The following is a 24,066-nucleotide window of genomic DNA, read 5'->3' on the forward strand; positions in this document are numbered from 1 at the left end:
AGAAAACGATGCAGATCAGCCCCAGCCGGAGACCGCCTTCACTTCCAGAAAGTCTTCCAGCCCCCAGACACCGCCTTCACGACCATTGCCTGACTGTTTATAGCCGCCGAATGGTGCCCCGGCACCTAAGCTCGTACCATTGATCTGCACCATACCGGCACGCAACCGGCGCGCAACCCGCGCAGCCTTCTCGCTATCCTGAGTCTGAATATAGTCAGTCAGGCCATAGGGGGTATCGTTGGCAATCGAGATAGCTTCCTCCTCTGTATCAAAGGGGATAATGGTCAGCACCGGGCCAAAGATCTCCTCCCGGGCGATACTCATCTGATTATTGATATCGGCAAACACGGTCGGTTTAACGAAATAACCTCTTTCAAGCCCCTCTGGCTTACCCGGGCCACCCGCCACCAGCCGTCCACCCTCTGCGATACCTTTTTCAATCAGGCCCTGAATTTTGTCATACTGCTGCTGCGACACCACCGGACCGATATGCCGACCCTCGACACTGGCCCGATCAACGGCGGTCTGACTGGCTATTTCAGCGGCAGTTGCTACCGCCTGATCATAAATGGAACGCTCCACCAGCATCCGGGTAGGCGCATTACAGGACTGACCACTGTTATTGAAACAGTGACGTACGCCTCGCACCACCGCCTTATCGTCGGCATCGGCAAAGACGATGTTCGCACCCTTGCCACCCAACTCGAGTGCCACGCGCTTCACCGTATCGGCCGCATTTTTAGAGATAGCGATACCGGCACGGGTTGAACCGGTAAAAGAGACCATATCCACTTCAGGATGCCCTGTCAGAGCAGAGCCGACGCCAACACCGTCACCATTCACCAGGTTAAATACGCCTGCCGGGAAACCGGCCTGATCGATCATCTCAGCAAACAGCATCGATGACAGTGGTGCAATTTCCGAGGGTTTTAACACCATGGTGCAACCGGCAGCGAGTGCCGCAACCACTTTCAGGGTGACCTGATTCATTGGCCAGTTCCAGGGCGTTATCAGTGCGCATACCCCGATGGGTTCATGCAGAATACGGTTATCCGGTGCGTGGGGCCCCAGTGGTTGGTCAAACTCATACGATTTCAACGCCCGGATCAAACTTTTGATGTGCCCGGAACCACTACCGCACTGCGCGGTGCGGGCCAATGCAAGCGGCGCCCCCATCTCCACAGAGATCGCCTCAGCCATCTCTTGCGAACGTTCATTGTAGATTGCCTGCAATTTTTCAAGCAGCGCCAGACGCTCCTCTTTTGACGTTTGGCTCCACTGATCAAAAGCCCCCCGGGCTGCGGCTACCGCCGCGTCAGCATCGGCCTCCCCACCCAGTGAGATCACCGCGCAAACTGCTTCAGTTGATGGGTCAATTACCTCAAAGTCATGACTCTGAGCCGGGGCAGTCCACCGGCCATCAATATAAAACTGGCGTTTATCAGACATCTTTGCTTTTCCTTTATCGTACAAATTTCAAAAACACAGAGACAGGTATAGCGCTGATAAACACCCCGGCGCAAGGGGTAACACCCATTACTGTCAAAATGATGAGTGCTCCCCTCCGCTCAGACCGGCTTACAGGCCGAACTTGCCATTGCTGTTTTGCCACTGAGATTCAGGCGGAATCGTTTCAATGGTATCCCAGTGCTCTACGATCAGCCCGTTATCAACCCGAAACAGATCATAAAAAGACACATGCTTGCCCAGGAACTCTCCTTCACTCACCGCCAGCACAAAATTATGCTCACCCAGAATCTTATGGTTTTGAGTATAACGCAACGGCGTGCCCTGACGAGCCAGTTCACCCAGTGCGGCCCCAAGATTTTGCAGACCATCGCCAATGGCCGGGTTATGCTGAATATAGTCACCCTCGGCAGGACCAATAAAGCTGCCAGTTTTAGCCATCTCGCCCTCAATCAGAATGGTTTTCACAAAATCGGCAACCAGCGTTTTACTCGTTTCAGTATCGATGGCTGTATCGATCCCGGTAGCGCCATCCAACTGGGTCCGGCCTCCGGGGTTCGGCTCAGCCTTCTGCACCAGATTATCCCAGTGCTCTACGATCAGGCCGTTGTCAAAACGAAAGATATCAAACCCGACCTTTGGCCCGAAAAAATTATAGTCCGTATGGGTGAATACAAAATCACCGTCCTGAAACACCCTGACCGTATTAACCTTCGCACTCCCTTCAGGCAGGGCCTGCAACACTGCCCCAAAACCGGCCAAACCGTCGGCCACCGCCAGGTTATGCTGGGTATAGTTGTGCGCATTAATATAAGCGATGGGCTCCAGCGCACCTGTTTCAATGCTTTTCAGCAACTCAACTACTTTCTGTTTCTGTAACATCTTCTCTACCCCTTTATTATCAGCAGCTAAAGCGGGTGTGGCAGTTATCGCCACAGTCAGCACACTCACTGCACAGCCTGAGTGAAATACTGTCCTGATACTGGTTTTCATCAATAACTCCTGCTCAACAAACAATGTTTTTACGTTGCCTCAAACCTGAGCCTATTATCCCGGCTTCACCGACTGGTAACGAGGTAGCAGATCGCCATATAATGATCAAAATCGAGCAAAGCTTATTCAGAGACAGATTTGTATGCCCAGCCAGCGGCTCGCCAGCACGATCAGAAAGACGCACTTCAGCAATAGTCGCCTGAATGCACTGGGTATCGAGTTACTTGATCTGGATGATATTCGGAATAAGCTTTCGCATAGCCACTATTCAAGACCGGAAAGAGTCGATTTTGAACTGTTGATGCTGGTCACTTCCGGACAGGGTGTCCATACCGTTGATTTCACCGACTGGCAGCTCAGCACGGGTTCTCTGGTGGTTGTCAGGCAGGGACAGGTGCAGCAATGGCATCCGCATCAGTCGTTTACAGCTGAGCTTATTCTCATCGACCCAACCGCCCTGCCAGGCTCTGTCCCGCTGATCAGCAGCAAGGAGGCAGCGCTCTATAAACGGCTCGAGTGGCGTACCTGCACTGCACTTGATCAGGCCATGCAGAAGGAGTTTAGTAACAGCTTCAGACTGCTGCGGGATGATATCAGCCGCTTCGATAACAGCGATCTGGAGCAGGCACTGTTTCGTCACCAGCTTCAAACGCTGCTGCTACGACTGGCACGCTGGCAGCGGGATCTTGTCCCCCCTGTGGTTGTCCACCAGCAGGGCTATAAAACCTACCGTTTATTTCAATCGCTTCTGGAGCAGCACTTCGCCCAGCAACATAGTCTGAAGTTTTATGCCAACAGGCTGGGGTATTCTGAAAGTACTATCAGCAGAGCCAGCCACTCTGTCGAAGGACGTAGTGCGAAAGCGGTAATTGATTCAAGAATCGTGCTGGAAGCCAAACGCCTGTTAGTACACAGCGATCTATCGGTAACAGAACTGGCCCACGCTATGGGTTTTTCCGAAGCCACAAATTTCATCAAATTTTTCCGGCGTCATGCAGGCGTCACTCCCCTGCTATTTCGTCAGCAAAGGGCCATCTGAAAGTAACCTTACATAAATAAAGGACTGAAAATGGCTTACCCACGCCTTTAGCACCTAAATAAAAGTAGTAATCCTAATTTTTTATACCTTAGTGCGTTATATCTATTGTCAACGCGCGGTACAAAAGTAGAAAATAGCCGCCTTATAAAATTTTGATAACGAGAATAACCATGCACTACTTGTTGCTGGGCCTGATTATCCTCGCCTTTGTACTGATCGTCTTTGAAGATGTTGTTCATCTGAACAAAGCAAAGTCGACGCTGTTTATCGGTACGCTGGTGTGGATTCTAGCCTTCGTTTTCCCTGAAAAATCACCTCAGGCAATACAGGAGGCGCTCAACGAGCAACTCCTTGATATCGCTATATTGTGGCTATTCCTGATGGCCGCTATGACCTTTGTAGCCTACCTCAACGAAAAAGGTCTGATTACTCAGTTGGTATACCGGTTATTGCCCAGCCAGCTTAAACTCAGCACGCTGATGATTCTGATCGCTTTGCTGGGCCTGATGTTTTCATCCCTGGCGGATAACATCACCGCTTCGCTGATCATGCTCTCGCTGCTGGCCTCACTAAAACTGGAAACCAAAGATACGCTGAAGTTCGCCGCACTGATTGTCTTTGCGGTTAACTCCGGTGGTGTATCGCTGATTACCGGTGATGTAACCACACTGATGATCTTCCTTAACGGCAAGGTGTCGATTCTTAATCTGATGCTGCTGATCCTGCCAGCCATGGCCGGAGTGGCTATACTGGCGCTGATTCTGATGCAGGGCAGCAATGAGATGATCACTCTGCCCAAATTTAAGCGCCCTATTGCTGCTGGCGATAAACTGATCGCCGCCCTGTTCCTGCTGACCATTATCAGCACTCTGGCAATGAGCGTGCTGTTTTCCGTTCCACCAGTGCTGACCTTCCTGTTTGGTCTGGCGCTGATGTTTATTGTCCATCGTATTATCTTCAGAAAAGAACAGAACCCTAACGTTCTGGAATACGTCCGCGAGATCGAATTCGATACCCTGCTGTTCTTCCTTGGGGTACTGCTGTTGGTAGGCATGTTGAAAGAGCTGTCGATACTGAAGCTGCTGCCAGAGCTCTACACGATGATGCCAGCGGTGGTAGCCAACTATGTCATCGGTATTCTGTCAGCATTCGTGGATAACGTACCGCTGACGGCTGCAATCCTGCAATCAGATATTCCGATGACCAAGGGTGAATGGCTGGGGCTGACCTATGCGGTCGGTGTGGGCGGTTCAATTCTGATTGTCGGTTCAGCTGCCGGTGTAATCGCACTGAGTAAGCTTGAAGCGCTCTCCTTTATCACCTATCTGCGCTTCATCCATTGGCTGCTGGTTGCCTATACCTGCGGTTATCTGGCGGTGATGGGTCTGACTAAACTGCTGCTCTGACAGACAGCCAATCCAGCGGGGCTATCTGTCCCGCTGGTTTCTGAACGCCCCCGGGCTTAAGCCGACTCTCCTTTTAAAGAAACGGGAAAAGTAAGCCGGATCTTTAAATCCCAGATCATAAGCGATCAGCGAAGCCGGTGCGGCGGTGTAGATCAGAAACCGCTGCGCTTCCAGAATCAGCCGGTCCTGTAACAGCTCGCTGACACTTTTCCCGGCCACCGCTGCGCAGGCCCGATTAAGTCCAATCGGAGTTGTGCTGAGCATCTCGGCATACTGGTTTGCTGACAGGTGATCCCGGTAGTGCAGTTCAATCAGCTGACATAACTCCTTATAGCGCTGCTCATAGCGGCTGCCTACATCAGAACGACTGTAGGCCGAGTGCAACTTGCGCCCGATACGGATCAGCAATGAGAACAGCAACCACTCAAACATCAGCGCCTTAGCAGGCTGATTATCAAAATACTCCCGTCTCAGCTCCTTAACCTGCTGATCAATCAGTGCCTGATCAGGATCGCTCTCCGATAAAGGGATAATCAGCGCTTTACTCAACAGCTCCTCCTTAAAGGGAAAACGCCGCTGAAACTGCTCATCCAGCATCAGCAGTTGCGACACCGTCACAACCGCTCCCTCTGTGGCATCCTGATCAAACTCAAACCCATGCACAACACCCGCCGGGATAGTAATCAGGCAGGGGCCTGACTCCACCTGCTCCAGTCCATCGATGTGGATTCGGGCGCTACCTTTACGCACATAGATAATCTGAAACATCTTCGGATGGGTATGGATATTGATGGTCCAGTCAAACAGTTCTGCCCGGGTACGGATATCCTCAATATGGATAAATTCCGGATCACCCAGCGATTGCTCTTCACTGTAGAGCGAGTAGGTTGAGATCAGCCTGTCAGCCGTAAGATCACTGTTAATTTTATTCATGACTTCTATCACTAAGTGCATTTACAGATAGTTTAACTGTTATAAAAGTACAATGCTTTGCTCAGAATATCCATTTTTTAAGTAGGTTATTGCACCTACACTGAATACAGTTCCAATAACAGCAACGTAAAGATTGTGAGGAGTGCGAATGTTCAGATTTAACCCCTATTCACCCGAGATCGATGCTGATCCGTTTCCGGCATACGCCACCCTGCGGGCGGAATACCCCTGCTTCTGGAGCGAAGATGCTGAGATGTGGGTATTGTCCCGTCACAAGGATATTGTGATGGCACTGAATGACTGGGAGACCTTCTCCTCAGCCAAAGGTAACCTGGTGAACGAACTGCCAGGCCGCGCAGGATCAACTCTGGGTACCACAGATCCACCCCGTCACGACCGTCTGCGTGCGCTGATTCAGAAAGCGGTGACCAAACGGGCTCTGGCGCATCTGATGGCGCCGGCACAATCCGTTGCCCAGAAGCACCTGGAGGCTCTGAAAGGCCGTGATCAGTTTGATTTCGTCGCTGAGTTTTCATCAAAGTACACTGTAGATCTGATCGTCTATCTGTTTGATCTGCCACCCGCCGATCTGGAAATCGTTCGGGACAAAGCGGTGATGATGGTACAAACGGATCCGGTTACCCGCCAGAAAGGTCCTGAGCATCTGGCCGCTTACGAGTGGATGCGCGAGTATGCTGCTAATCTGGTACAGGAACGCAAGAAGAATCCCGGCGAAGATCTGCTAAGCCAGTTCATTCTCTCCGAGATTGATGGCGACAAACTGAAAGATGAAGAGATTCTGCTGACAGTAACCACGCTGATTATGGCGGGTATCGAATCCCTGTCTGGCTTTATGACCATGCTGATCAAGAATATTACCGATCATCCTGAAGTCCGTGAAGCACTGGTAGCGAATCCTGACCTGATTCCCGATGCGATTGAAGAGAGCCTGCGTTTCAACACCTCGGCCCAGCGTTTCCGCCGCTGTGTAATGAAAGAGACGACGCTGCATGGTCAGACCATGAAGCCGGGCGATTTTGTTATCCTGGCATACGGCTCAGGTAACCGTGATGAGGAGGTGTTCCCCAATGCGGATGTCTATGACCTCAGCCGTAAACCCAAAGGCCATCTGGGCTTTGGTGGCGGGGTTCACGCCTGTCTCGGAACAGCCATCGCCCGTCTGGCGTGTAAAGTCGCGGTAGAAGAGTTGTTGAAAGCGTTCCCTAACCTGTCGAAGGTTGACCAGGAGCTACGCTGGATGCCATCAACTAACTTCCGAAGCCCGCTGGAGTTGCAGGTTAAAGCTTAAGATTTTATATAATCATAAAAAAAGCCCGCCTCAGTCTCACTGAGGCGGGTGCTATTTGAGGACCGTATCTATGCCAACCGTTAATTATGTAAGTTTTGATGGTCAGTCTACTCAGTTGGAACTGGCCGAAGGTATGACCATCATGCAGGGCGCTGTCATGAATGGCGTTGAAGGGATTGAAGGTGAGTGCAGCGGTTCCTGCGCCTGCGCCACCTGCCACTGCTATGTTGATGACGCCTGGCTGGCGAAGCTGCCGGAGATGTCTGAAAACGAAGATGAGATGCTCGACGATACCGCCTCTGAGCGTAAGCCTAACAGCCGCCTCAGTTGCCAGATCAAAGCCACTGCTGAACTGGATGGCATCGTCATCCATATGCCAGAGGAGCAGGAGTAATGACGGGTGTGGTCATTGTAGGTGGCGGTCATGCGGGCTATCAATGCGCTGATTCACTGCGACGCGCAGGCTATGACGGTGAGATTACCCTGGTCGATGGTGAAGGCCATCTGCCCTACCAGCGCCCGCCTCTGTCGAAAAGCCATCTGCTCAACGACACCGGCGAAGAGGCACTGCTGTTCCGTACTCAAAGCTACTATGATGACCACAACATCGGTTTGAAACTCGGTCATCGGGTCACCGCAATCCATCGTGCTGATAAACAGGTTGAGCTGGATAACGGTGAAACACTGGGCTACGACAAACTAGTGCTGGCGACTGGAGCAAAGCTGCGACAGCTTGACCTGCCCGGCGCGGCTCTGAACGGTGTGGGATACATTAAAAGCCTGGACGATATCCGTTATATCCAGTCTCACCTAAACCAGACGGAAGACACTGTTATTATCGGTGGTGGCTTTATCGCCCTGGAGTTTGCCTCAACCGCCGCAAAGCTGGGAAAGAAAGTCACGGTACTGGTCAGAGGTCAGCGCATTCTGGCGAATGCCGTCACCCCTGAACTGTCTCAGTATATGCTCGATATCCACCACCAGCATGGGGTTGATATCCGCTTTGGAGCGGAAGTGGACCATATTGCCGATGATGGCAACGGCAATGTTGAAGCGGTGCGTTTGAAAGATGGTACGCTATTGCCCGCTCAACTCGTACTGGCGGGCATTGGCGTCACCGCCGATACCGAGCTGGCAGTCGAAGCTAAACTGCTCTGTCACGATGGTGTGGTGGTGGATGCCCAGTGTCGTACCAACGACCCGGATATCTTTGCCGCAGGCGATTCCGCACGTTACAACAACCCCTTCACCGGTAGCGAGATCCGCCTGGAATCGGTGCAGAATGCCGTGGATCAAGCGAAAGTGATCGCCCAGGTGATCGCAGGTCAGGATGCAGAATACCATTCAGTACCCTGGTTCTGGTCCGATCAGTATGATATCAAACTGCAGATGGTGGGTATCCATGACGGCTACACCCACTTCTATCAACGGGGCAGTCAGGAGGATGACAAGTTTTCGCTGTTTTTCTTCCGTGATGACCGGTTGATTGCCATTCACACGGTCAACCGCCCTGCTGATCATATGGCCGGTCGTAAGCTGATTACTGCCGGGGTATCACCCACGCAGCAACAGATTGAAGATGCAGGTTTTAAGCTGAATAGCCTCGTGAAAAAGTAACCCTCACTGCCTGAAACAATAAACCCGCTTATGCGGGTTTATTCGTTCTGTCCCTTTTGCAGACTGAAAGCAGACACTAATCCTCTGCCAGGATAACATCCAGAGGGAAAGGCCCCATGCCAAACACCAGCTTATGAAGCTGTAGCTCCTCTACTTTATAAAACATCTGATCCTGGCTACTAAGATAATCAAACTCTTCCCGTATACGGTGCAGATTATTCTGTATCTGCAAAACACTGCTTTTGCTCATCAGCCGACTGGCGGTTGTAAAGGCATATTCAGGGTCTTTCTCATGATCCAGACAGTGCGCGATATAACGCTTATTAATCCCCTTAATCAGACCGGCCAGCTTACCTCCCATACGCCACCGAATTGGCAGAGAAACAAGAAACCGAAACCCGCTACCAGACCTGAGCTCAATAATCCCGAGCTTCTCAAGTTCTCGAAGATGCAGATATAACCTGGCCTGATCCATCTCCATCAGACTCCCAACGGTTGGAATATCCACCTGAGAGACCAGCAATATCAATATCAGAAACAGCTTTTTATCTTTAGCCAGCGCAGCTTCGACAGACTCAGGCAAAAACTCCGGTATCTGACTGAAACGCTGTTGCATCTGAATCAGCTCATCGATGCTTATGCCGATGATGGAGCATATTTCCAGAAGCCGGCTCATCTTACAGTCTTTCTCTTTAAACAGGCGTTTGATAGACAGCTCGCTCATATTCATCTCTGCCGCCAGTCTGGCATAGGTGAATCCCCGGGCTTTGAGTGCCTGCTTAAGCAGGGTAAACAGATTTTCACGCTGCTGGTGTTCATCACCGCTGACACAGGCATCACTCTGTACAACGGACGAAGAGAGATCATTCATAGATATACCAAACCGCCCCAAAAAGTATCATAAAAAGATACCTTATTTTATAAGAATAGAAACAGGGATCAAATATAGCACAATACGACAACACCTCACATAAGGAGTTTGTTATGACCTCAATATTCAAAAAAACGCTCTGTTCTGCTGTGACAATCTTGTCATGCGCAACACAGTCCGCCGTCGCAGCACCTGAAATCGCCTGGAGCCAGAGCGGCTTTGATCAGCCTGAATCGGTGCTGGTCCACCCAGACGAGCCCCTGTTATACGTTTCCAATATCAACGGAACCCCGACAGAACTGAACGGCAAAGGCTACATCAGCCTGCTTTCTGATGATGGCAGCATCATTCAGCATGTATGGGTTAATGGAATGGATGCCCCCAAAGGGATGGCGATGGATGCTGACTATCTCTATGTGGCTGATATGCAGCGTCTGCATATTATCGATTATAAACAGGGCAAACTGATCAGATCCATCACTGCCGAAAGCAGCTCCATGCTGAATGATATCACCATCGATGACGCCGGCACTGTCTATATCAGCGACCTGACAGGAGGTGGTATTTACCGCTACCGTAACAACACCCTGACACAGTGGATTAGCAGCAATCAGTTGCCTCATCCGAACGGACTGACCATTAAAGATGGCGCGCTGATCGTTGCAACCTGGGGTGAAGGGATGAAAGAGGATTTCTCCACTGAGACGTTGGGAGGACTGGTTTCGATCAACCTCGAGACCGGCACTCTGACACCTTATAAATCAGCCCAGCAGTTTGGCAACCTGGATGGCATCGCCTCTGCCGGCGACTCACTGATTATCAGCGACTGGCTGAACGGCAAGATTTTTGAGTTCAAAAACAATGCCGTGCAACTGCTCATGGAGACCGGTAAGCACTCGGCAGACATCTCCACAAAAGGCGAATATCTCTATATTCCGATGATGTTTTCACAGCGAATTGAGGCTTATAAAATCCAGCCTTAATAAAGTCACAAATCGATAATTAACATTAACTAACAAATACAATCTATTGTTATTAAACAGTTTTTTTATTATAAAGCTGTAAGAGAACAGCTTTATTGATGTTCAGAAAAAACAACACGTCCATTAAGGAGAGATCGTTTTTATGAAAACGATCTCTCCTGTTTCGATTCACCACGACCTCAAAACTTCAGCTCACCAGGCATCCCTTTTACAACCCGACTATCCCAATATAAATCTAACCTATCGAAGCGATGAGAATATGCAATTTAGTCTCTTTAGCGGGTACTGCTATAACTTTTAGCAACGGGAAAAAAACAGAAACCAACAGCTAAACCCGACTCAGTTAGCTCTGATCTACAGATCAAAAGCCCCCGTATAGAACTATACTTTCTACTTTACCGATCTGATATTAGCCATCCAGAGACTTCAACTGTTAATCAATAAAGGAGTAGATGATGAGCGACAATAACAAAACAGCGACAGGCCAGTGCCCTTTTATGCACGGTTCGAAAACACAGGTTAGTGATCGGGGTACAGCCAATCAGGATTGGTGGCCCAATCAACTCAACCTGAAAATCCTTCATCAGAACACTCCTGAGATCAGCCCAATGGCAGAAAGTTTCTCCTATGCTGATGAGTTTAAAAAGCTCGATCTCTCTGCACTGAAACAGGACCTTTATGATCTGATGACCGATTCACAGGAGTGGTGGCCCGCCGATTATGGCCACTACGGCCCCTTCTTTATCCGTATGGCCTGGCACAGTGCCGGCACCTACCGTATTGGCGATGGCCGGGGTGGTGCCGGTTCAGGCTCACAACGGTTTGCACCACTCAACAGCTGGCCTGACAACGGCAATCTGGATAAGGCCCGTCGCCTGCTCTGGCCCATTAAGCAGAAGTACGGTAACAAAATCTCCTGGGCCGACCTGATGATTCTCGCGGGTAACTGCGCCCTTGAATCCATGGGATTAAAAACCTTTGGCTTCGGCGGTGGTCGCGAGGATATCTGGGAGCCCGAGGAGGATGTTAACTGGGGTGCCGAGCAGGAATGGCTGGGCAATAAACGTTACAGCGGCGAGCGTGACCTTGAAAACCCACTGGCAGCCGTACAGATGGGGCTGATCTATGTAAACCCGGAAGGCCCGGATGGCAACCCGGACCCACTGGGTTCAGCCCGTGATATTCGCGAAACGTTCGCCCGGATGGCAATGGACGACTATGAAACCGTCGCTCTCACTGCTGGTGGTCATACCTTCGGTAAAACCCACGGTGCCGGAGACCCGGAACATGTCGGTCCGGAACCAGAAGCTGCCGGTATAGCAGAACAGGGACTGGGATGGATAAACAGTATGGGCACAGGTAAAGGTGTGGATACCATCACCAGCGGTCTTGAAGGCGCCTGGACAGCCACGCCAACCCAGTGGGATAGCAGCTATTTCGATACTCTGCTGGGCTACGAATGGGAGCTCACCAGAAGCCCGGCAGGCGCTCAGCAGTGGACGCCGAAAGATCCCGCAGCCGCTGACACCGTGCCCGATGCCCATGATCCATCCAGACGACATGCCCCCATGATGTCAACCGCCGATATGGCGCTGAGGGAAGACCCTGAATATCGCCGGATATCCGAGCATTTCCACAAAAATCCCGATGAGTTTGCCGACGCGTTCGCCCGCGCCTGGTTTAAGCTGACGCACCGGGATATGGGCCCGCTGTCACGCTATCTTGGCCCTGAAGTGCCCTCCGAAGAGCTTATCTGGCAAGATCCACTTCCAGCGGTTGATCATGAACTGATCAACAACCGGGATATTGTGGTGCTTAAAGATGAAATTCTGAAATCTGGGTTGTCTGTGTCTCAGCTGGTGAGCACCGCCTGGGCATCGGCATCCACCTTCCGGGGTTCCGATATGCGTGGCGGAGCTAACGGAGCCCGTATCCGCCTGGCTCCACAAAAAGACTGGGAGGTTAACCAGCCTGACGAACTGTCCAGGGTATTGGATACCCTGACGGGGATTCAGACCCGGTTTAACACAACCCATGGAAACACTAAACAGGTCTCTCTTGCCGATCTGATCGTTCTGGGAGGCGCTGCCGCCATCGAGCAGGCCGCCAATGATGCCGGTCAGCCGGTTACAGTGCTGTTTACACCGGGGCGTGCCGATGCTTCTCAGGAGCAGACTGATATCGATTCGTTTGCCCCTCTCGAACCATACGCCGACGGTTTCAGAAACTACCAGAAAGCCCGCTACAGCGTGTCTGCAGAAGAACTGCTGATCGACAGAAGTCAGTTGCTCAATCTCACCGCTCCTGAAATGGCGGTACTGGTTGGCGGTCTGCGGGTGCTGGATATCAATACCGGCCACAGCCGGCATGGCGTCTTTACCCAGCGACCACAAACCCTGAGCAATGACTTCTTTGTCAACCTGCTGGATATGGGGACTAAATGGAAGCCAACCTCTGCAGATGAGACGCTGTTTGAAGGCTATGATCGCCGCACTGGCGAACTCAAATGGACCGCAACCCGGGTTGATCTGATATTTGGTTCTAACTCGCAACTGCGGGCGATCGCTGAGGTCTATGCGCAGAGTGATGCGAAGCAGAAGTTTGTCACCGATTTTGTGAACGCCTGGAACAAAGTAATGAATGCCGATCGTTTTGATCTTAACTAAACCGTTAATCTGCTAATACTAAAGGGCGTACTCCTCATGGATGCGCCTTTTCATTGCACCCGCCTCATTTTTCTCCGTCTTAACATTCTTCCCCTCTTTCTGAATTAACTGACTCCATCACCCACGCTGGAGCACTATCAGCTCACTACCACTTCCGTGATATAGCCCTTAGTTACACCCGGACGTAAGCTCTGAATAGATTTAAGTACAAATTGTTTTGGCTATAAACAACTTTAGATCTGAAAATATAATAATCAAAAGGAGTTACATGCTGATGAGCAAAAAATACCCTTTAAAATCTGCCCTGGCCTGTGCCAGTGTCATGGCCACAATGCTCAGCGGAGGAAGTGTGAACGCAGCATCCACAGTTGACCCACTGGTAGCAGCAGTAGGCCCCGTATCAGATGTACCAGTAGCGGTTCAGAACACCCGCTGGGCGATGTTACAACCCTACTTCAACACCCTGACCTTCCGCAGCATGGATTCACTGTTTACGACCCGTAAGGTCCCCCATTCAGGCACTCCCTCCCCGCTGGCCCGCACCGATAGATCACTCAACTTCAGCTATCAGTTTGATGGCCAACGCTATACGCCGGAACAGTTTCTCGACCGAACCTACACCAATGCCCTGCTGATAATGAAAGACGGTAATATCGTCTATGAGAACTATCGTAATAACAGTGATGCTAAGACCCGCTTTATGGGCTGGTCGATGACGAAATCGCTGACCTCGATCCTGATCGGTTGTGCCCTAGAGGAGGGTCGTATTAAGTCGCTGGATGATGATATCACCACCTACCTGCCTGAGTTGAAAGAGGGAGCCTACAAAGGCGTAACGATTCGTCAGGTACTGGGTATGCGTTCCGGTGTCGATTATGAAGAACGGTATGACTTCGAAAACCCTGGTCTGGCAGCCCGCAACCATATTCTCGCACTGGTGAAGAATGTTGCCCGCTTCGTCGAGCCGGCCAAAACCATCAAACGCGCCCATAAACCGGGTGAAGTATTTGCTTATAAAACCATCGATACCGCAGTCCTGGGTCTGCTGATTGAACGGATCTCAGATGGCGGAAATATCGCTTCCTATATGACCAAACATCTGTGGGAACCAATGGGTGCAGAATCTGATGGTTTCTTCATCATGGATGGACAGCCAGGTGTAGGACGGGAATTCAGCGGCGCAGGCTACAATGCAACGATGAGAGACTATGCCCGTATTGGCAAGATGATGCTGCAAGAGGGACGTATCAACGGCAAACAGATCGTCTCACCAGAGTGGGTCAAACTTTCGACAAAATCGGTAGGCCCTGAAGACCGCGATGGCGGCCCCGGTGGCTATGGTTACCAGTGGTGGACCGTTGCTGACAGCGACGCTTATTCAGCGATTGGTTTACAGGGACAGTTTATCTTCGTTGATCCGGCCAGCAATACTGTGATCGTCAAGCTAAGCTATTTTCCACCAGGTGACGACACCCAGCTGACCAATGAAACATTTTCATTTTTTGCTGCAGCCGCCGCATGGAAAGCGGAATAAACAGTTAACCTGAAACATCAACAGGATTGATCAAGAGGCGGCATTGTCGGTTATAGCATCCGTTATAGACACCGACTACTGCCGTCCTCTTCAGGATTCCATTAACCCTTCAGACTATTTGACTTCATCAAAGCCAGCAGGGCTACGCATCTCAAGCCTGACGCCGTTGTAACTCATCCATGCGGTACTACTCGCTGATATGCTCAGGCACAAAACGATTGAGTTCAGCAACGGAACGGATCACATACAGCGTCTTGTCAGTCGATAAGGTTTCCAGCCTGCCCATAAACGCCTCGTTCCAGAATCGGGGACACAATCGCAGCACTTTATAGCTTTGCATCGTTCCCCTGACAACTGAACTCCCTTCTGGCCAGCCCTCCGGCGTCACCATCAGGCCTTTTAAAAGTCGCTTTGTCACCAGCCAGTAACTGGTCCGGTACGGCAGATCGATATAGATCAGGGTATCAGCGGATTCAAGACGCTTATAAAACGACTCCAGCGGACCAAAGCCATCGATGATCCAGCGATCAGATGAGAGGACTCTTTCATGCGCCTCATCAAACAGCTTGCGCTCCACCAGTTCACCGCTCTTCTGATACACCATAGAATCGAGTGGGTGTAGCGGTATACCGGTCACTGACGCCAGCGCTCTGCTTAACGTGGATTTACCACTGCCGGGCTTACCAAACACTGCAACTTTTTTCACACTGCCTCCATAAAATGAATTATTCCCATGAGGCAGAAACAGAAAACCCACCTCTGAGGGGTGGGTTTGACACTTTAAACGCGCAACAACAAGCCCACCATTCCTAAGGAATGATGATAATTCGTACTGATTGCTGCTTAAGATTCGTTTTCATGGGCTTATGGTTATACATGGGAAGTGGATTGTCAAACGCTGTTAGAACGTGCTTTGCGCTTGCAAAGTAAAATCATGGCTTAGTCATCATTAAGCAGGAATCAAAACAAAAACTCCTGAGCGAAGGTCGTCGCGACTATTCATCCTGAATGTCATCTGAGCTCTGTTTAAGCCCATCGAGAAAAGACTGAGGTAAAGGTGTAATCACCCCTGCTTGCGGCCATTCATTTGAGACAGCAAAGGCATTCAGGTTTTTGATCCGGTTACGGTCCAGTGGATGGGATTGCATCAACTCGATACCCTCACTACTCTCAGATGCTTTGTGCCAGGCGCTGATCGTATCAAACAGATCGGTAGCACCATGGGTATGCCCATAGAGTTTGTACACCGCCTGCAGCGCTTCAATATCTGCCTGCTGCTCCATCTTCCGGCTGAAATGCAGCATCGTATAGACCCCTGCATCTCCCATCACATCAAGATCGCTGACTCCCAGCAACAGCGCTAAAGCGGAGCTGATAGTCACCCCCCGGGTCAGACTGACAATCGGGTCCCGGTGCTTTACATGGGCAATTTCATGAGCCAGCAGCATCGCCAGCGCGTTCTCATTGGGGAGCTTTTCCAACAAGCCTCTGAACACCACGACATTGCCTCCCAGGGTAGCAAACGCATTGACTGTATCGCCAGCGGAATAATACAGGGTTATGTCGATCTCTTCAGGCAGATCCATCACCTTAACGACCCGATCAGTCACCTGCTGCAGGTAGCGCTCTACGTCTGTATCTGTATGTGGCTCAATCGCATAGGAAGCTGAGGCAACCAGTCGTTGTTCTGCTGCAAAAGGGATATAGGGCGCCATAAAACCTGCTGAAAGCCCCAAAATATAGACCACGGCAACAATTAAAATAGCGGCCCCCGTCAGCAGGACTGCCAGCTCCTTCAGAGGATGAACATCGGTGACATTGATCCCCTCCGGAATCTCCCGATGCTCAAACTTCATTGCCCGACCCAGATGCGATCAGTGCTGTGCCATAGGCAAGCACCTCTACCGAACCGATTGCGTTTTTGCGTCCTTTGGAAATGGAAGCAGTTTCGTATTTTACGTTAAACACATACTCTGCCCCCATCGCTTCAGCCTGCTGTTTCATTCGCAACAGAGACTCACGGCGGGCACGATCGAGTAGTGACTCATAGGAGGTCACCCTGCCTCCGAGAAGATTACGCAGCGCGGCGATAAACCGTTTGAAATAATCTACCGAGATAACTGTATTGCCCATCACCAGGTGTTGATCAAACAGCTTATCGGTGGGAGGAAAACGGCTGGCAATTGTCGGCAACTCTCTCAGTTGTTTTTCACGCTGAATGATAGATTTATAGTGCTTTTTCTCCGCCATCTGACCGACCAGATAGCCCAGCGTCATCAGCACCAGAAATATAATCAGATTCGTCATCAGGATTACTCCAGAATAACCGCTGAACCATAAACATAGATCTCAGCAGCTCCCTGAGCGACTGAAGAGGTTGAAAAGCGGACATTGAGTATCGCATTCGCTCCGATCGACTCGGCCTGCTGTTTCATTCGTTCCATCGCCTCATCACGGGACTCCTGCAGCAATTCGGTATAGCCTTTTAACTCACCACCGAAAATATTCTTCAGCCCCGCCATAATATCGCGCCCAACATGCTTGGCCCGTACCGAGCTACCCTGCACCAGACCAAGATGGGTTTTAACCTCTTTTCCCGGCAGTATCTCCATATTGCTGATCAGCATCCTGATCTCCTTTTCTGTTAACCAATGTATGCGCCCTGTCTGAGCCCGGATAAAATTATAAAGGCTAATCCACCATTTATATATGCCGCAAAACCTATAACATTCCATTTAAACACCAGCTCTACAGGCTGGTGACTCAGAGCTTACCATCAATACTCTGAATAACCGCGATATCCACTCTGATGCAGTGGAGCCGCTGTTATGTCGTTGCCACATCCGCAATCAGGTTGCGCAGCCATTGATGGGCAACATTGTGCTGTAGCAGCGGACTCCAGGCCATCTTCAGCTCGAAATCAGGAATATGGAATGGTGGTTTTTTGATGATCAGGCGAGGATTATCAGAGTGTGCAGTCGCTGCACGGGTGGGAACGGTAGCGACCAATCCCTTCTGTTGTGCCATCAACACCGCAGACTGATAATGCCGGGTAAAAACCGTAATCTGGCGCTGATGACCCTCCTTTTCCAGCGCCTCATCAACCCAGCCTAAACGTTTTATATCTTTCGGGGTGAGCCCCATTCCCGCCCCCATGCCGGTTTTACTCACCCAGACGTGTCTGGCCTGAAGATAGGTTTCAAGACAAAAGTTATGGGATATGGGGTTATCAACCGCAAACAGGCAGGAAAAACCATCAGTCCACAGCGTTTTCTGATGGAACGCCTGCGGCATCGTATCAAACCGGTTAATCACCAGATCCACCAACCCCTGTTCAACCTCAGTAAAACTCATATCACTGGGGGTCATGATATCAAGCACGACATTAGGAGCTTGCTTTCGCAGCCGATTAAGCAGCCGGGGCAGCAGTGTTGACTCACCATAGTCACTGGTCATAATCCGGAATACCCGGTCACTGGTGCTGGCGTCGAAAGAACTGCTGGGTTCGATAACCTGCTCCACAGAGGACAGTATCTGGCGCAGTAGGGGTTGCAGCGCCTGAGCCCTTTCCGTTGGGGCCATTCCTTCACTGGTGCGAACCAACAACGGGTCGCCCAGCGTCTCTCTCAGACGACGCAAACCATTACTCATGGCTGGCTGAGTGATTCCCAGCAAGCTGGCCGAACGGGTGACATTGCGTTCCCGAAGCAGCACATCAAGGTATACCAGAAGGTTCAGATCGATCCTATCAAGATTCATACAAAGCCCATCATTCCTGAGTGTTACTATATTCATTCATACTGTGAATACTCTATATAATAACCATTTATTTCCTTTATGTTAACCGCCCACCTAGAATAGATTTCATACCAAATAACAGAGCAGCACACATAGCTGCCAGATGAACGAGAGAAGGAAATACCATGTCTACTCTAAATAAAGATATCGAAACAGTTGCCGCGCTGAAAGAGACCTACGGTTCTGCCTGGAACGCGATCAACCCTGAATACGCTGCCCGTATGCGTGCGCAGAACAAATTCAAAACCGGTCTGGATATCGCTAAATACACCGCCGCTATCATGCGTAAAGACATGGAGCGTTACGATAATGACTCTTCTCAGTACACTCAGTCTCTGGGCTGCTGGCATGGCTTTATCGGTCAGCAAAAACTGATCTCTATTAAGAAGCACTTCAACAGCACTGACCGTAAATACCTCTACCTGTCTGGCTGGATGGTTGCTGCACTGCGCTCTGAGTTTGGCCCCCTGCCAGACCAGTCTATGCACGAGAAAACCTCTGTTGCATCCCTGATTGAAGAGCTGTACACCTTCCTGCGTCAGGCTGATGCCCGCGAACTGGGCGGCCTGTTCCGTGAAGTCGATGCTGCCCGTAAGGCCGGCGACAGCGCTGCTGAAGCAGCCGCTCAGGAAAAAATCGATAACCATATCACTCACGTAGTGCCTATCATCGCCGATATCGATGCCGGTTTCGGTAACGCTGAAGCAACCTACCTGATGGCTAAGCAGATGATCGAAGCCGGCGCCTGCTGTATCCAGATTGAAAACCAGGTGTCCGATGAGAAGCAGTGCGGCCACCAGGACGGTAAAGTAACCGTTCCCCATGAAGACTTCCTGGCGAAGATCCGCGCCGTACGCTACGCCTTCCTTGAGCTGGGTGTGGATGATGGTGTTATCGTGGCCCGTACCGACTCTCTGGGTGCTGGCCTGACCAAGCAGATCGCTGTGACTAACAAACCGGGCGACCTGGGTGACCAGTACAACAGCTTCCTGGATTGCGAAGAGGTCTCCCCTGCCGACATGAAGAACGGCGATGTGGTACTGAACCGTGATGGCAAGCTGCTGCGTCCTAAGCGTCTGCCATCTAACCTGTTCCAGTTCCGTGCCGGCACCGGTGAAGACCGTTGCGTACTGGACTGCATCACATCACTGCAGAACGGTGCTGACCTGCTGTGGATCGAGACTGAGAAACCTCACGTCGGTCAGATCGGTGGCATGGTTAACCGCATCCGTGAAGTGATCCCGAATGCCAAGCTGGTATACAACAACAGCCCATCGTTCAACTGGACCCTGAACTTCCGTCAGCAGGTATTTGATGCCTGGGCTGAAGAGGGTAAGGATCTGTCTGCTTACAACCGTGATAACCTGATGTCAGTTGAGTACGATGAATCTGAACTGTCTGCAGAAGCCGATCGTCGTATCCAGAGCTTCCAGGCGGATGCGGCTCGCGAAGCCGGTATCTTCCACCACCTGATCACCCTGCCGACTTACCACACCGCTGCGCTGTCTACCGACAACCTGGCGAAAGAGTACTTCGGTGAGCAGGGCATGCTGGGCTACGTCGCTGGCGTACAGCGCAAAGAGATCCGTCAGGGTATCGCCTGCGTTAAGCACCAGAACATGGCCGGTTCCGATATGGGCGATGATCACAAAGAATACTTCGCCGGTGAAGCCGCACTGAAAGCCGCGGGTGAAGACAACACCATGAACCAGTTCGGTTAATATCTGACCTGACAAGGTGATAAAAAAAGGGACGCTTCGGCGTCCTTTTTTTCGTCTGTTAACAGCGATTCTGGCGGTATCATTGTGATGATCAGAACAGTATTAATCCGCTACGCAGTTGAATAAGCATCAGAGGATACCTGCCTGGAATTAACCACACAGAATGAACTGCCGGGAATAAAGAGCCCCCTTTGATCTGGATTAAACCGTCCTTAAACATTCTCAGCCAACTGCTTATTGCAACAACCTGAATGATGCTTTTGCTGCTACTCACTTTTAAAATAAAAAAAGCTCAGACATATTACTGCCTGAGCTTTTTCCCCGACACTGAAGCAGTGCCGATTAATAACGCAGATTACCCGATACTGAACAGAAACAGTTTCAACTGCTACTTTTGTTGCCCGAGAATATAATCGCGGTATTTCATATCCTCCTCGAGGATATGCTGCCGCAGCCAGCGTTGAAGATAACCATTGACAGAATCACCGATAATGAATGGACTCTGGGGAAAGCGGGCATAGGTCGAGCGTATAGTCTCCAGCCACTCAACAAAGCTTTCATGCTGTTTCAGATGTTCCTCTAAACCGGGAAAGTCTGCGTTTTTCATATACACCTCCTCCCGGCTAAAATGACCACGGGTATAGGCCTTCAGACGATCCAGGATGGAGTTGATATAATCATGACTCATATCCGCTGAATCAAGCTCATCTATCAGCGCAAACAACCCTTTATGATCATCATCAATATTGTGATCCCCAACACTGAGATCACTGGTCCAGTTAACATTCATAGCTGATAACTCCTAAAGCAGGCCGAGAGCCAGCATGGGGAAAGCGATAATCAAACCCAGGCGTACAATATCTGACAACACAAACGGAAAGACTCCCTTAAAAATATCCTTTATCGGGATATCGGGCGCAACCGATTTTATGACAAACACATTCATACCCACCGGAGGGGTAATTAACCCCAGTTCAACGGTAATTACCGCAATGATACCAAACCAGATCGGATCAAAACCGGCGGCTTCAATCAGCGGGTAAACAACGGGAACGGTCAGCAGCAGCATGGCGATACTGTCCATCACACACCCCAGCAGAATGAATAGCAGCAGTACACAGAACAGCACCATATAAGGTGTCAGATGCATACTATCGACAAACTCAACCAGCGAAAAGGAGATACGGGAAACCGAAAGGAAGTAGCCGAATATCTCCGCCCCAATGATCATAAAGAAGATCATCGCAGACATAAACAGCGTTTCTTCAACCGATTCCTTAAACTGCTTAAAGCTCATTCCCCGCAACAATGCAATCACGAAGGTCCCGGCAGCGCCTACTGATGCAGCCTCTGTCGGTGTAAAGAAACCGGTATAGATACCACCAATTATCAGAGCAAACACGCCGGTAAATGGCACCAGACCTTTCAGGCCGATAATCTTTTCAACAAACGTAGTTTTAGCGCCCGGCTGCGCCAGATTAGGAAACAGCATCACCACAATAGCAATGGTTACACAGTAAAGACCCAGTCCCAGCAGACCGGGAATCACGCCTGCGATAAACATATCACCAACCGACTGTTCCGTGATCAACGCATAGAGCAGCAACGCAATTGATGGCGGAATCATAATACCCAGCGTACCACCAGCTGCCAGGGTGCCGGATGCCAGCGATTTTGCATAACCATTCTTTTCCATTTCAGGCAATGCTACCCGCGACATACTCGCGGCAGTCGCCATGGATGAACCCGAAATAGCTGAGAAAATCCCACATGAAGTCACTGCAGCCAGAGCCATCCCCCCTCTCCAGCTACCAAACAGAGTGCGGGCACCTTCAAACAGTTCCTGAGACATTTTTGCCTTTGAGGCAAACACCCCCATCAGGATAAACATAGGGATCGGGCTGAAACTATAGTTAGACAGGGTTTCGAACGGACCACTGTCAAGAATAGAGAGCGCAGGCTCGAACGCAACGATCCAGCCAAAACCGACAAAGCCAGTCAGCGCCATCGCGAGGGCAATTGGCATACGCAGTGCAATCATCCCCAGCATGCTGAAAATACAGATTAAACCGATGATTGATCCGCTCATGACTGATGCACCTCTTTACGAAAGAAAAACAAACGAATACTTATCAGGAGTGCCGCGAGTGCTAGAAAAGCAGTCGCAAAAGAGGTTATAGCGTAAAGATAACTCAACGGAATCAGCAGGTCCTGAGTGGTCTCTCCAGACATTTCCGCCTGTCCTATCGCATGATAAAAACGATAACTCATCCCCCCACCCAGCATGACAAAACCAAGCATATAAAAGCCTTCAAGCCATGCCTTCATTCGGGACGATAAATTTTCGGTAAACAGGTCAACAATTACCTGGGAACGACCCACTGAATATGGCAATGCAAACACCACCATCAGCAACAAGCCATACTTAATCAGCTCTACCCCACCGATAAAGGTCAGGTCTACTGAGCCTCCGGTTGCTTTAAACAACGCACGGGCCAGAACATCCGCGAGGGTGATGAACATCATTGAAACAAGAATAGCACCGCTGATCACATGCATGGCATGGGTAATACGATCAAACAGCCGGCTGAAAGCCATCATAAGGCACTCCATTTAACTGAGTAGTAAGGCTGGGCTAACAGTTAAAGGCAGCTCCTGCCTGACTCATCCAGATGATAAGTCAGACAGGAATCGCACATTAATTACAGGTAGCAGCGAGTTCGTTCGCGCGGGCATAGACTTTGCGTGCTGGCAGCCCTTTGGCTTCCAGCTCAGACAGGTACTCTTCGATCGCGCCATCGATAACCGGTTTCCAGTCCGGGTTTGAGATGCCGCCTTCGACGGTATAGATCTTATCGCCATTCGCTACCGCCTGAGCACGCCCTTTCACATCCAGGTCATCAAACACCCTGGCTGCACGCTGCGCCCACTCAGCGCCGGAATTATCATCCAGCACTTTCTGCAGATCAGCAGGCATGCTGTTATATACATCTTTGTTCATGGTCATCAGGAATGACAGCGTATACAAACCACCCACTTCGGTATGATTAGGCGTCAGCTCATTAATACGGAACACCAACTGACCTTCCCATGGCAATGAAACACCATCAATAACACCGCGCTGAACGGACTGATAAGCCTGTGGTGCAGGCATACCAACAGGCTGCGCGCCGAGGCCTTCCAGAAGTTTTGCCACCACAGCTGTCGGGCGACGGATACGCAACCCTTCAAAGTCAGATGGTTTCTGAATCAGTTTTTCGGTGGTATGAATATGACCCGGGCCATGAGTAAAGAAGAACAGTGGGTGCGTTTCTTTATACTCACTGGCAATCAAACCTTCATCATAAAGTCCCTGAATAATACAGGAGCCATTTGCCGCATCTTTGGCAATGCCAGGCAGCTCAACCACCTGAGTCAGCGGAAAACGGTTAGCGGTATAACCCTGAATGGTCATGGTTACATCAGCGATACGGTTCTTAACCGCATCATACTGTGCCGGTGGCTTTGCCAGGGTTGATGAAGGGTAAACTTCAACCTCAATACGGCCATTTGAATCGGCTTTGACTTTATCCGCCCAGGCCTGAGCAATCAGCTTATGCTGACCTGCTACAGGAGGGAAGAAGTGCGCAAGGCGCAGTGTGTATTCAGCAGCTTGAACGGGCGCCTGAATGATCAGGGCAGCCGTTAACGCCATTGCTGTTTTCAGCAGGGGCTTTTTCATTTAAGACT

At 50.6% G+C, this 24,066-nt stretch carries 22 protein-coding genes; 9 read left to right on the forward strand and 13 right to left on the reverse strand.

Annotated features, from left to right (window positions below; genetic code table 11):
* Positions 1-15: 15 nt before the first annotated feature.
* Both OCU43_RS11710 and OCU43_RS11715 read right to left on the reverse strand, forming a co-directional pair.
* Positions 16-1,449 carry an aldehyde dehydrogenase family protein gene (locus OCU43_RS11710; RefSeq protein ID WP_091358679.1) on the reverse strand — a complete coding sequence of 478 codons (1,434 nt, stop codon included), beginning with the start codon at positions 1,447-1,449 and terminating at the stop codon, positions 16-18.
* 129 nt (positions 1,450-1,578) lie between these two features.
* Entirely contained in the window at positions 1,579-2,460 is an 882-nt protein-coding gene (locus tag OCU43_RS11715) for a nuclear transport factor 2 family protein (protein WP_091358676.1), read from the reverse strand.
* 142 nt (positions 2,461-2,602) lie between these two features.
* On the opposite strand from OCU43_RS11715, the gene OCU43_RS11720 reads away from it, so the two are divergent.
* On the forward strand, positions 2,603-3,499 hold the full coding sequence (locus tag OCU43_RS11720) for a helix-turn-helix domain-containing protein (protein ID WP_091358674.1): 897 nt from the start codon (positions 2,603-2,605) through the stop codon (positions 3,497-3,499).
* Between the two features lie 170 nt (positions 3,500-3,669).
* Complete coding sequence (gene nhaD / locus OCU43_RS11725; RefSeq protein ID WP_091358669.1) at positions 3,670-4,905, forward strand: sodium:proton antiporter NhaD; 1,236 nt, start codon at positions 3,670-3,672, stop codon at positions 4,903-4,905.
* A 21-nt stretch (positions 4,906-4,926) separates the two neighbouring features.
* On the opposite strand, the gene OCU43_RS11730 is transcribed toward nhaD, so the two are convergent.
* Positions 4,927-5,838 carry a helix-turn-helix domain-containing protein gene (locus tag OCU43_RS11730; RefSeq protein WP_175483528.1) on the reverse strand — a complete coding sequence of 304 codons (912 nt, stop codon included), beginning with the start codon at positions 5,836-5,838 and terminating at the stop codon, positions 4,927-4,929.
* A 148-nt stretch (positions 5,839-5,986) separates the two neighbouring features.
* Here OCU43_RS11730 and OCU43_RS11735 point away from each other — a divergent pair, with 148 nt between their 5' ends.
* The 3 genes from OCU43_RS11735 (at position 5,987) to OCU43_RS11745 (ending at position 8,764) form a co-directional block, all read left to right on the forward strand.
* On the forward strand, positions 5,987-7,147 hold the full coding sequence (locus OCU43_RS11735) for a cytochrome P450 (RefSeq protein ID WP_091358663.1): 1,161 nt from the start codon (positions 5,987-5,989) through the stop codon (positions 7,145-7,147).
* A 70-nt stretch (positions 7,148-7,217) separates the two neighbouring features.
* The gene (locus OCU43_RS11740) at positions 7,218-7,541 is read left to right on the forward strand and encodes a 2Fe-2S iron-sulfur cluster-binding protein (RefSeq protein WP_091358661.1); all 324 of its coding nucleotides are present in this window, start codon (positions 7,218-7,220) and stop codon (positions 7,539-7,541) included.
* The gene (locus OCU43_RS11745) at positions 7,541-8,764 is read left to right on the forward strand and encodes an NAD(P)/FAD-dependent oxidoreductase (RefSeq protein WP_091358658.1); all 1,224 of its coding nucleotides are present in this window, start codon (positions 7,541-7,543) and stop codon (positions 8,762-8,764) included. Before OCU43_RS11740 ends, OCU43_RS11745 begins: the two co-directional genes overlap by 1 nt.
* Positions 8,765-8,840: 76 nt before the next feature.
* On the opposite strand, the gene OCU43_RS11750 is transcribed toward OCU43_RS11745, so the two are convergent.
* Positions 8,841-9,635, reverse strand: a complete 795-nt coding sequence (locus OCU43_RS11750; RefSeq protein ID WP_091358654.1) for a helix-turn-helix domain-containing protein — start codon at positions 9,633-9,635, stop codon at positions 8,841-8,843.
* Positions 9,636-9,748: 113 nt separating this feature from the next.
* Between OCU43_RS11750 and OCU43_RS11755 the strand changes: the two genes are divergently transcribed.
* The 3 genes from OCU43_RS11755 (at position 9,749) to OCU43_RS11765 (ending at position 14,818) form a co-directional block, all read left to right on the forward strand.
* On the forward strand, positions 9,749-10,618 hold the full coding sequence (locus OCU43_RS11755; RefSeq protein ID WP_091358649.1) for a Vgb family protein: 870 nt from the start codon (positions 9,749-9,751) through the stop codon (positions 10,616-10,618).
* 455 nt (positions 10,619-11,073) lie between these two features.
* A complete protein-coding gene (katG, locus tag OCU43_RS11760; protein WP_217647436.1) occupies positions 11,074-13,284 on the forward strand; it encodes a catalase/peroxidase HPI in 2,211 nt (736 codons plus the stop codon).
* 274 nt (positions 13,285-13,558) lie between these two features.
* The gene (locus tag OCU43_RS11765; protein ID WP_245756575.1) at positions 13,559-14,818 is read left to right on the forward strand and encodes a serine hydrolase domain-containing protein; all 1,260 of its coding nucleotides are present in this window, start codon (positions 13,559-13,561) and stop codon (positions 14,816-14,818) included.
* A 187-nt stretch (positions 14,819-15,005) separates the two neighbouring features.
* On the opposite strand, the gene OCU43_RS11770 is transcribed toward OCU43_RS11765, so the two are convergent.
* The 5 genes from OCU43_RS11770 to OCU43_RS11790 form a co-directional block, all read right to left on the reverse strand.
* On the reverse strand, positions 15,006-15,524 hold the full coding sequence (locus tag OCU43_RS11770) for a P-loop NTPase family protein (RefSeq protein ID WP_091358642.1): 519 nt from the start codon (positions 15,522-15,524) through the stop codon (positions 15,006-15,008).
* Positions 15,525-15,813: 289 nt separating this feature from the next.
* Positions 15,814-16,674, reverse strand: coding sequence for a M48 family metallopeptidase (locus OCU43_RS11775; RefSeq protein WP_091358638.1), 861 nt, complete (start codon positions 16,672-16,674; stop codon positions 15,814-15,816).
* Positions 16,664-17,125 (reverse strand): YbjQ family protein, encoded by a 462-nt coding sequence (locus OCU43_RS11780; RefSeq protein ID WP_091358635.1) that lies wholly within the window; start codon positions 17,123-17,125, stop codon positions 16,664-16,666. Before OCU43_RS11780 ends, OCU43_RS11775 begins: the two co-directional genes overlap by 11 nt.
* 5 nt (positions 17,126-17,130) lie before the next feature.
* Entirely contained in the window at positions 17,131-17,445 is a 315-nt protein-coding gene (locus OCU43_RS11785; protein WP_091358632.1) for a YbjQ family protein, read from the reverse strand.
* Between the two features lie 199 nt (positions 17,446-17,644).
* Complete coding sequence (locus OCU43_RS11790; RefSeq protein WP_091358629.1) at positions 17,645-18,577, reverse strand: LysR family transcriptional regulator; 933 nt, start codon at positions 18,575-18,577, stop codon at positions 17,645-17,647.
* 164 nt (positions 18,578-18,741) lie between these two features.
* Between OCU43_RS11790 and OCU43_RS11795 the strand changes: the two genes are divergently transcribed.
* The gene (locus OCU43_RS11795; RefSeq protein ID WP_261832930.1) at positions 18,742-20,337 is read left to right on the forward strand and encodes an isocitrate lyase; all 1,596 of its coding nucleotides are present in this window, start codon (positions 18,742-18,744) and stop codon (positions 20,335-20,337) included.
* 388 nt (positions 20,338-20,725) lie between these two features.
* On the opposite strand, the gene OCU43_RS11800 is transcribed toward OCU43_RS11795, so the two are convergent.
* From OCU43_RS11800 to OCU43_RS11815, 4 genes are all read right to left on the reverse strand, one after another.
* Positions 20,726-21,127, reverse strand: a complete 402-nt coding sequence (locus OCU43_RS11800; protein WP_091355305.1) for a bacteriohemerythrin — start codon at positions 21,125-21,127, stop codon at positions 20,726-20,728.
* A gap of 12 nt (positions 21,128-21,139) precedes the next feature.
* Positions 21,140-22,426 carry a TRAP transporter large permease gene (locus OCU43_RS11805; RefSeq protein WP_091355307.1) on the reverse strand — a complete coding sequence of 429 codons (1,287 nt, stop codon included), beginning with the start codon at positions 22,424-22,426 and terminating at the stop codon, positions 21,140-21,142.
* On the reverse strand, positions 22,423-22,938 hold the full coding sequence (locus OCU43_RS11810; protein WP_091355310.1) for a TRAP transporter small permease: 516 nt from the start codon (positions 22,936-22,938) through the stop codon (positions 22,423-22,425). Before OCU43_RS11810 ends, OCU43_RS11805 begins: the two co-directional genes overlap by 4 nt.
* 97 nt (positions 22,939-23,035) lie before the next feature.
* Complete coding sequence (locus OCU43_RS11815; RefSeq protein WP_091355313.1) at positions 23,036-24,058, reverse strand: TRAP transporter substrate-binding protein; 1,023 nt, start codon at positions 24,056-24,058, stop codon at positions 23,036-23,038.
* Positions 24,059-24,066: the final 8 nt, after the last annotated feature.

This window comes from Amphritea atlantica (assembly GCF_024347255.1).
Lineage (GTDB): Bacteria > Pseudomonadota > Gammaproteobacteria > Pseudomonadales > Balneatricaceae > Amphritea > Amphritea atlantica.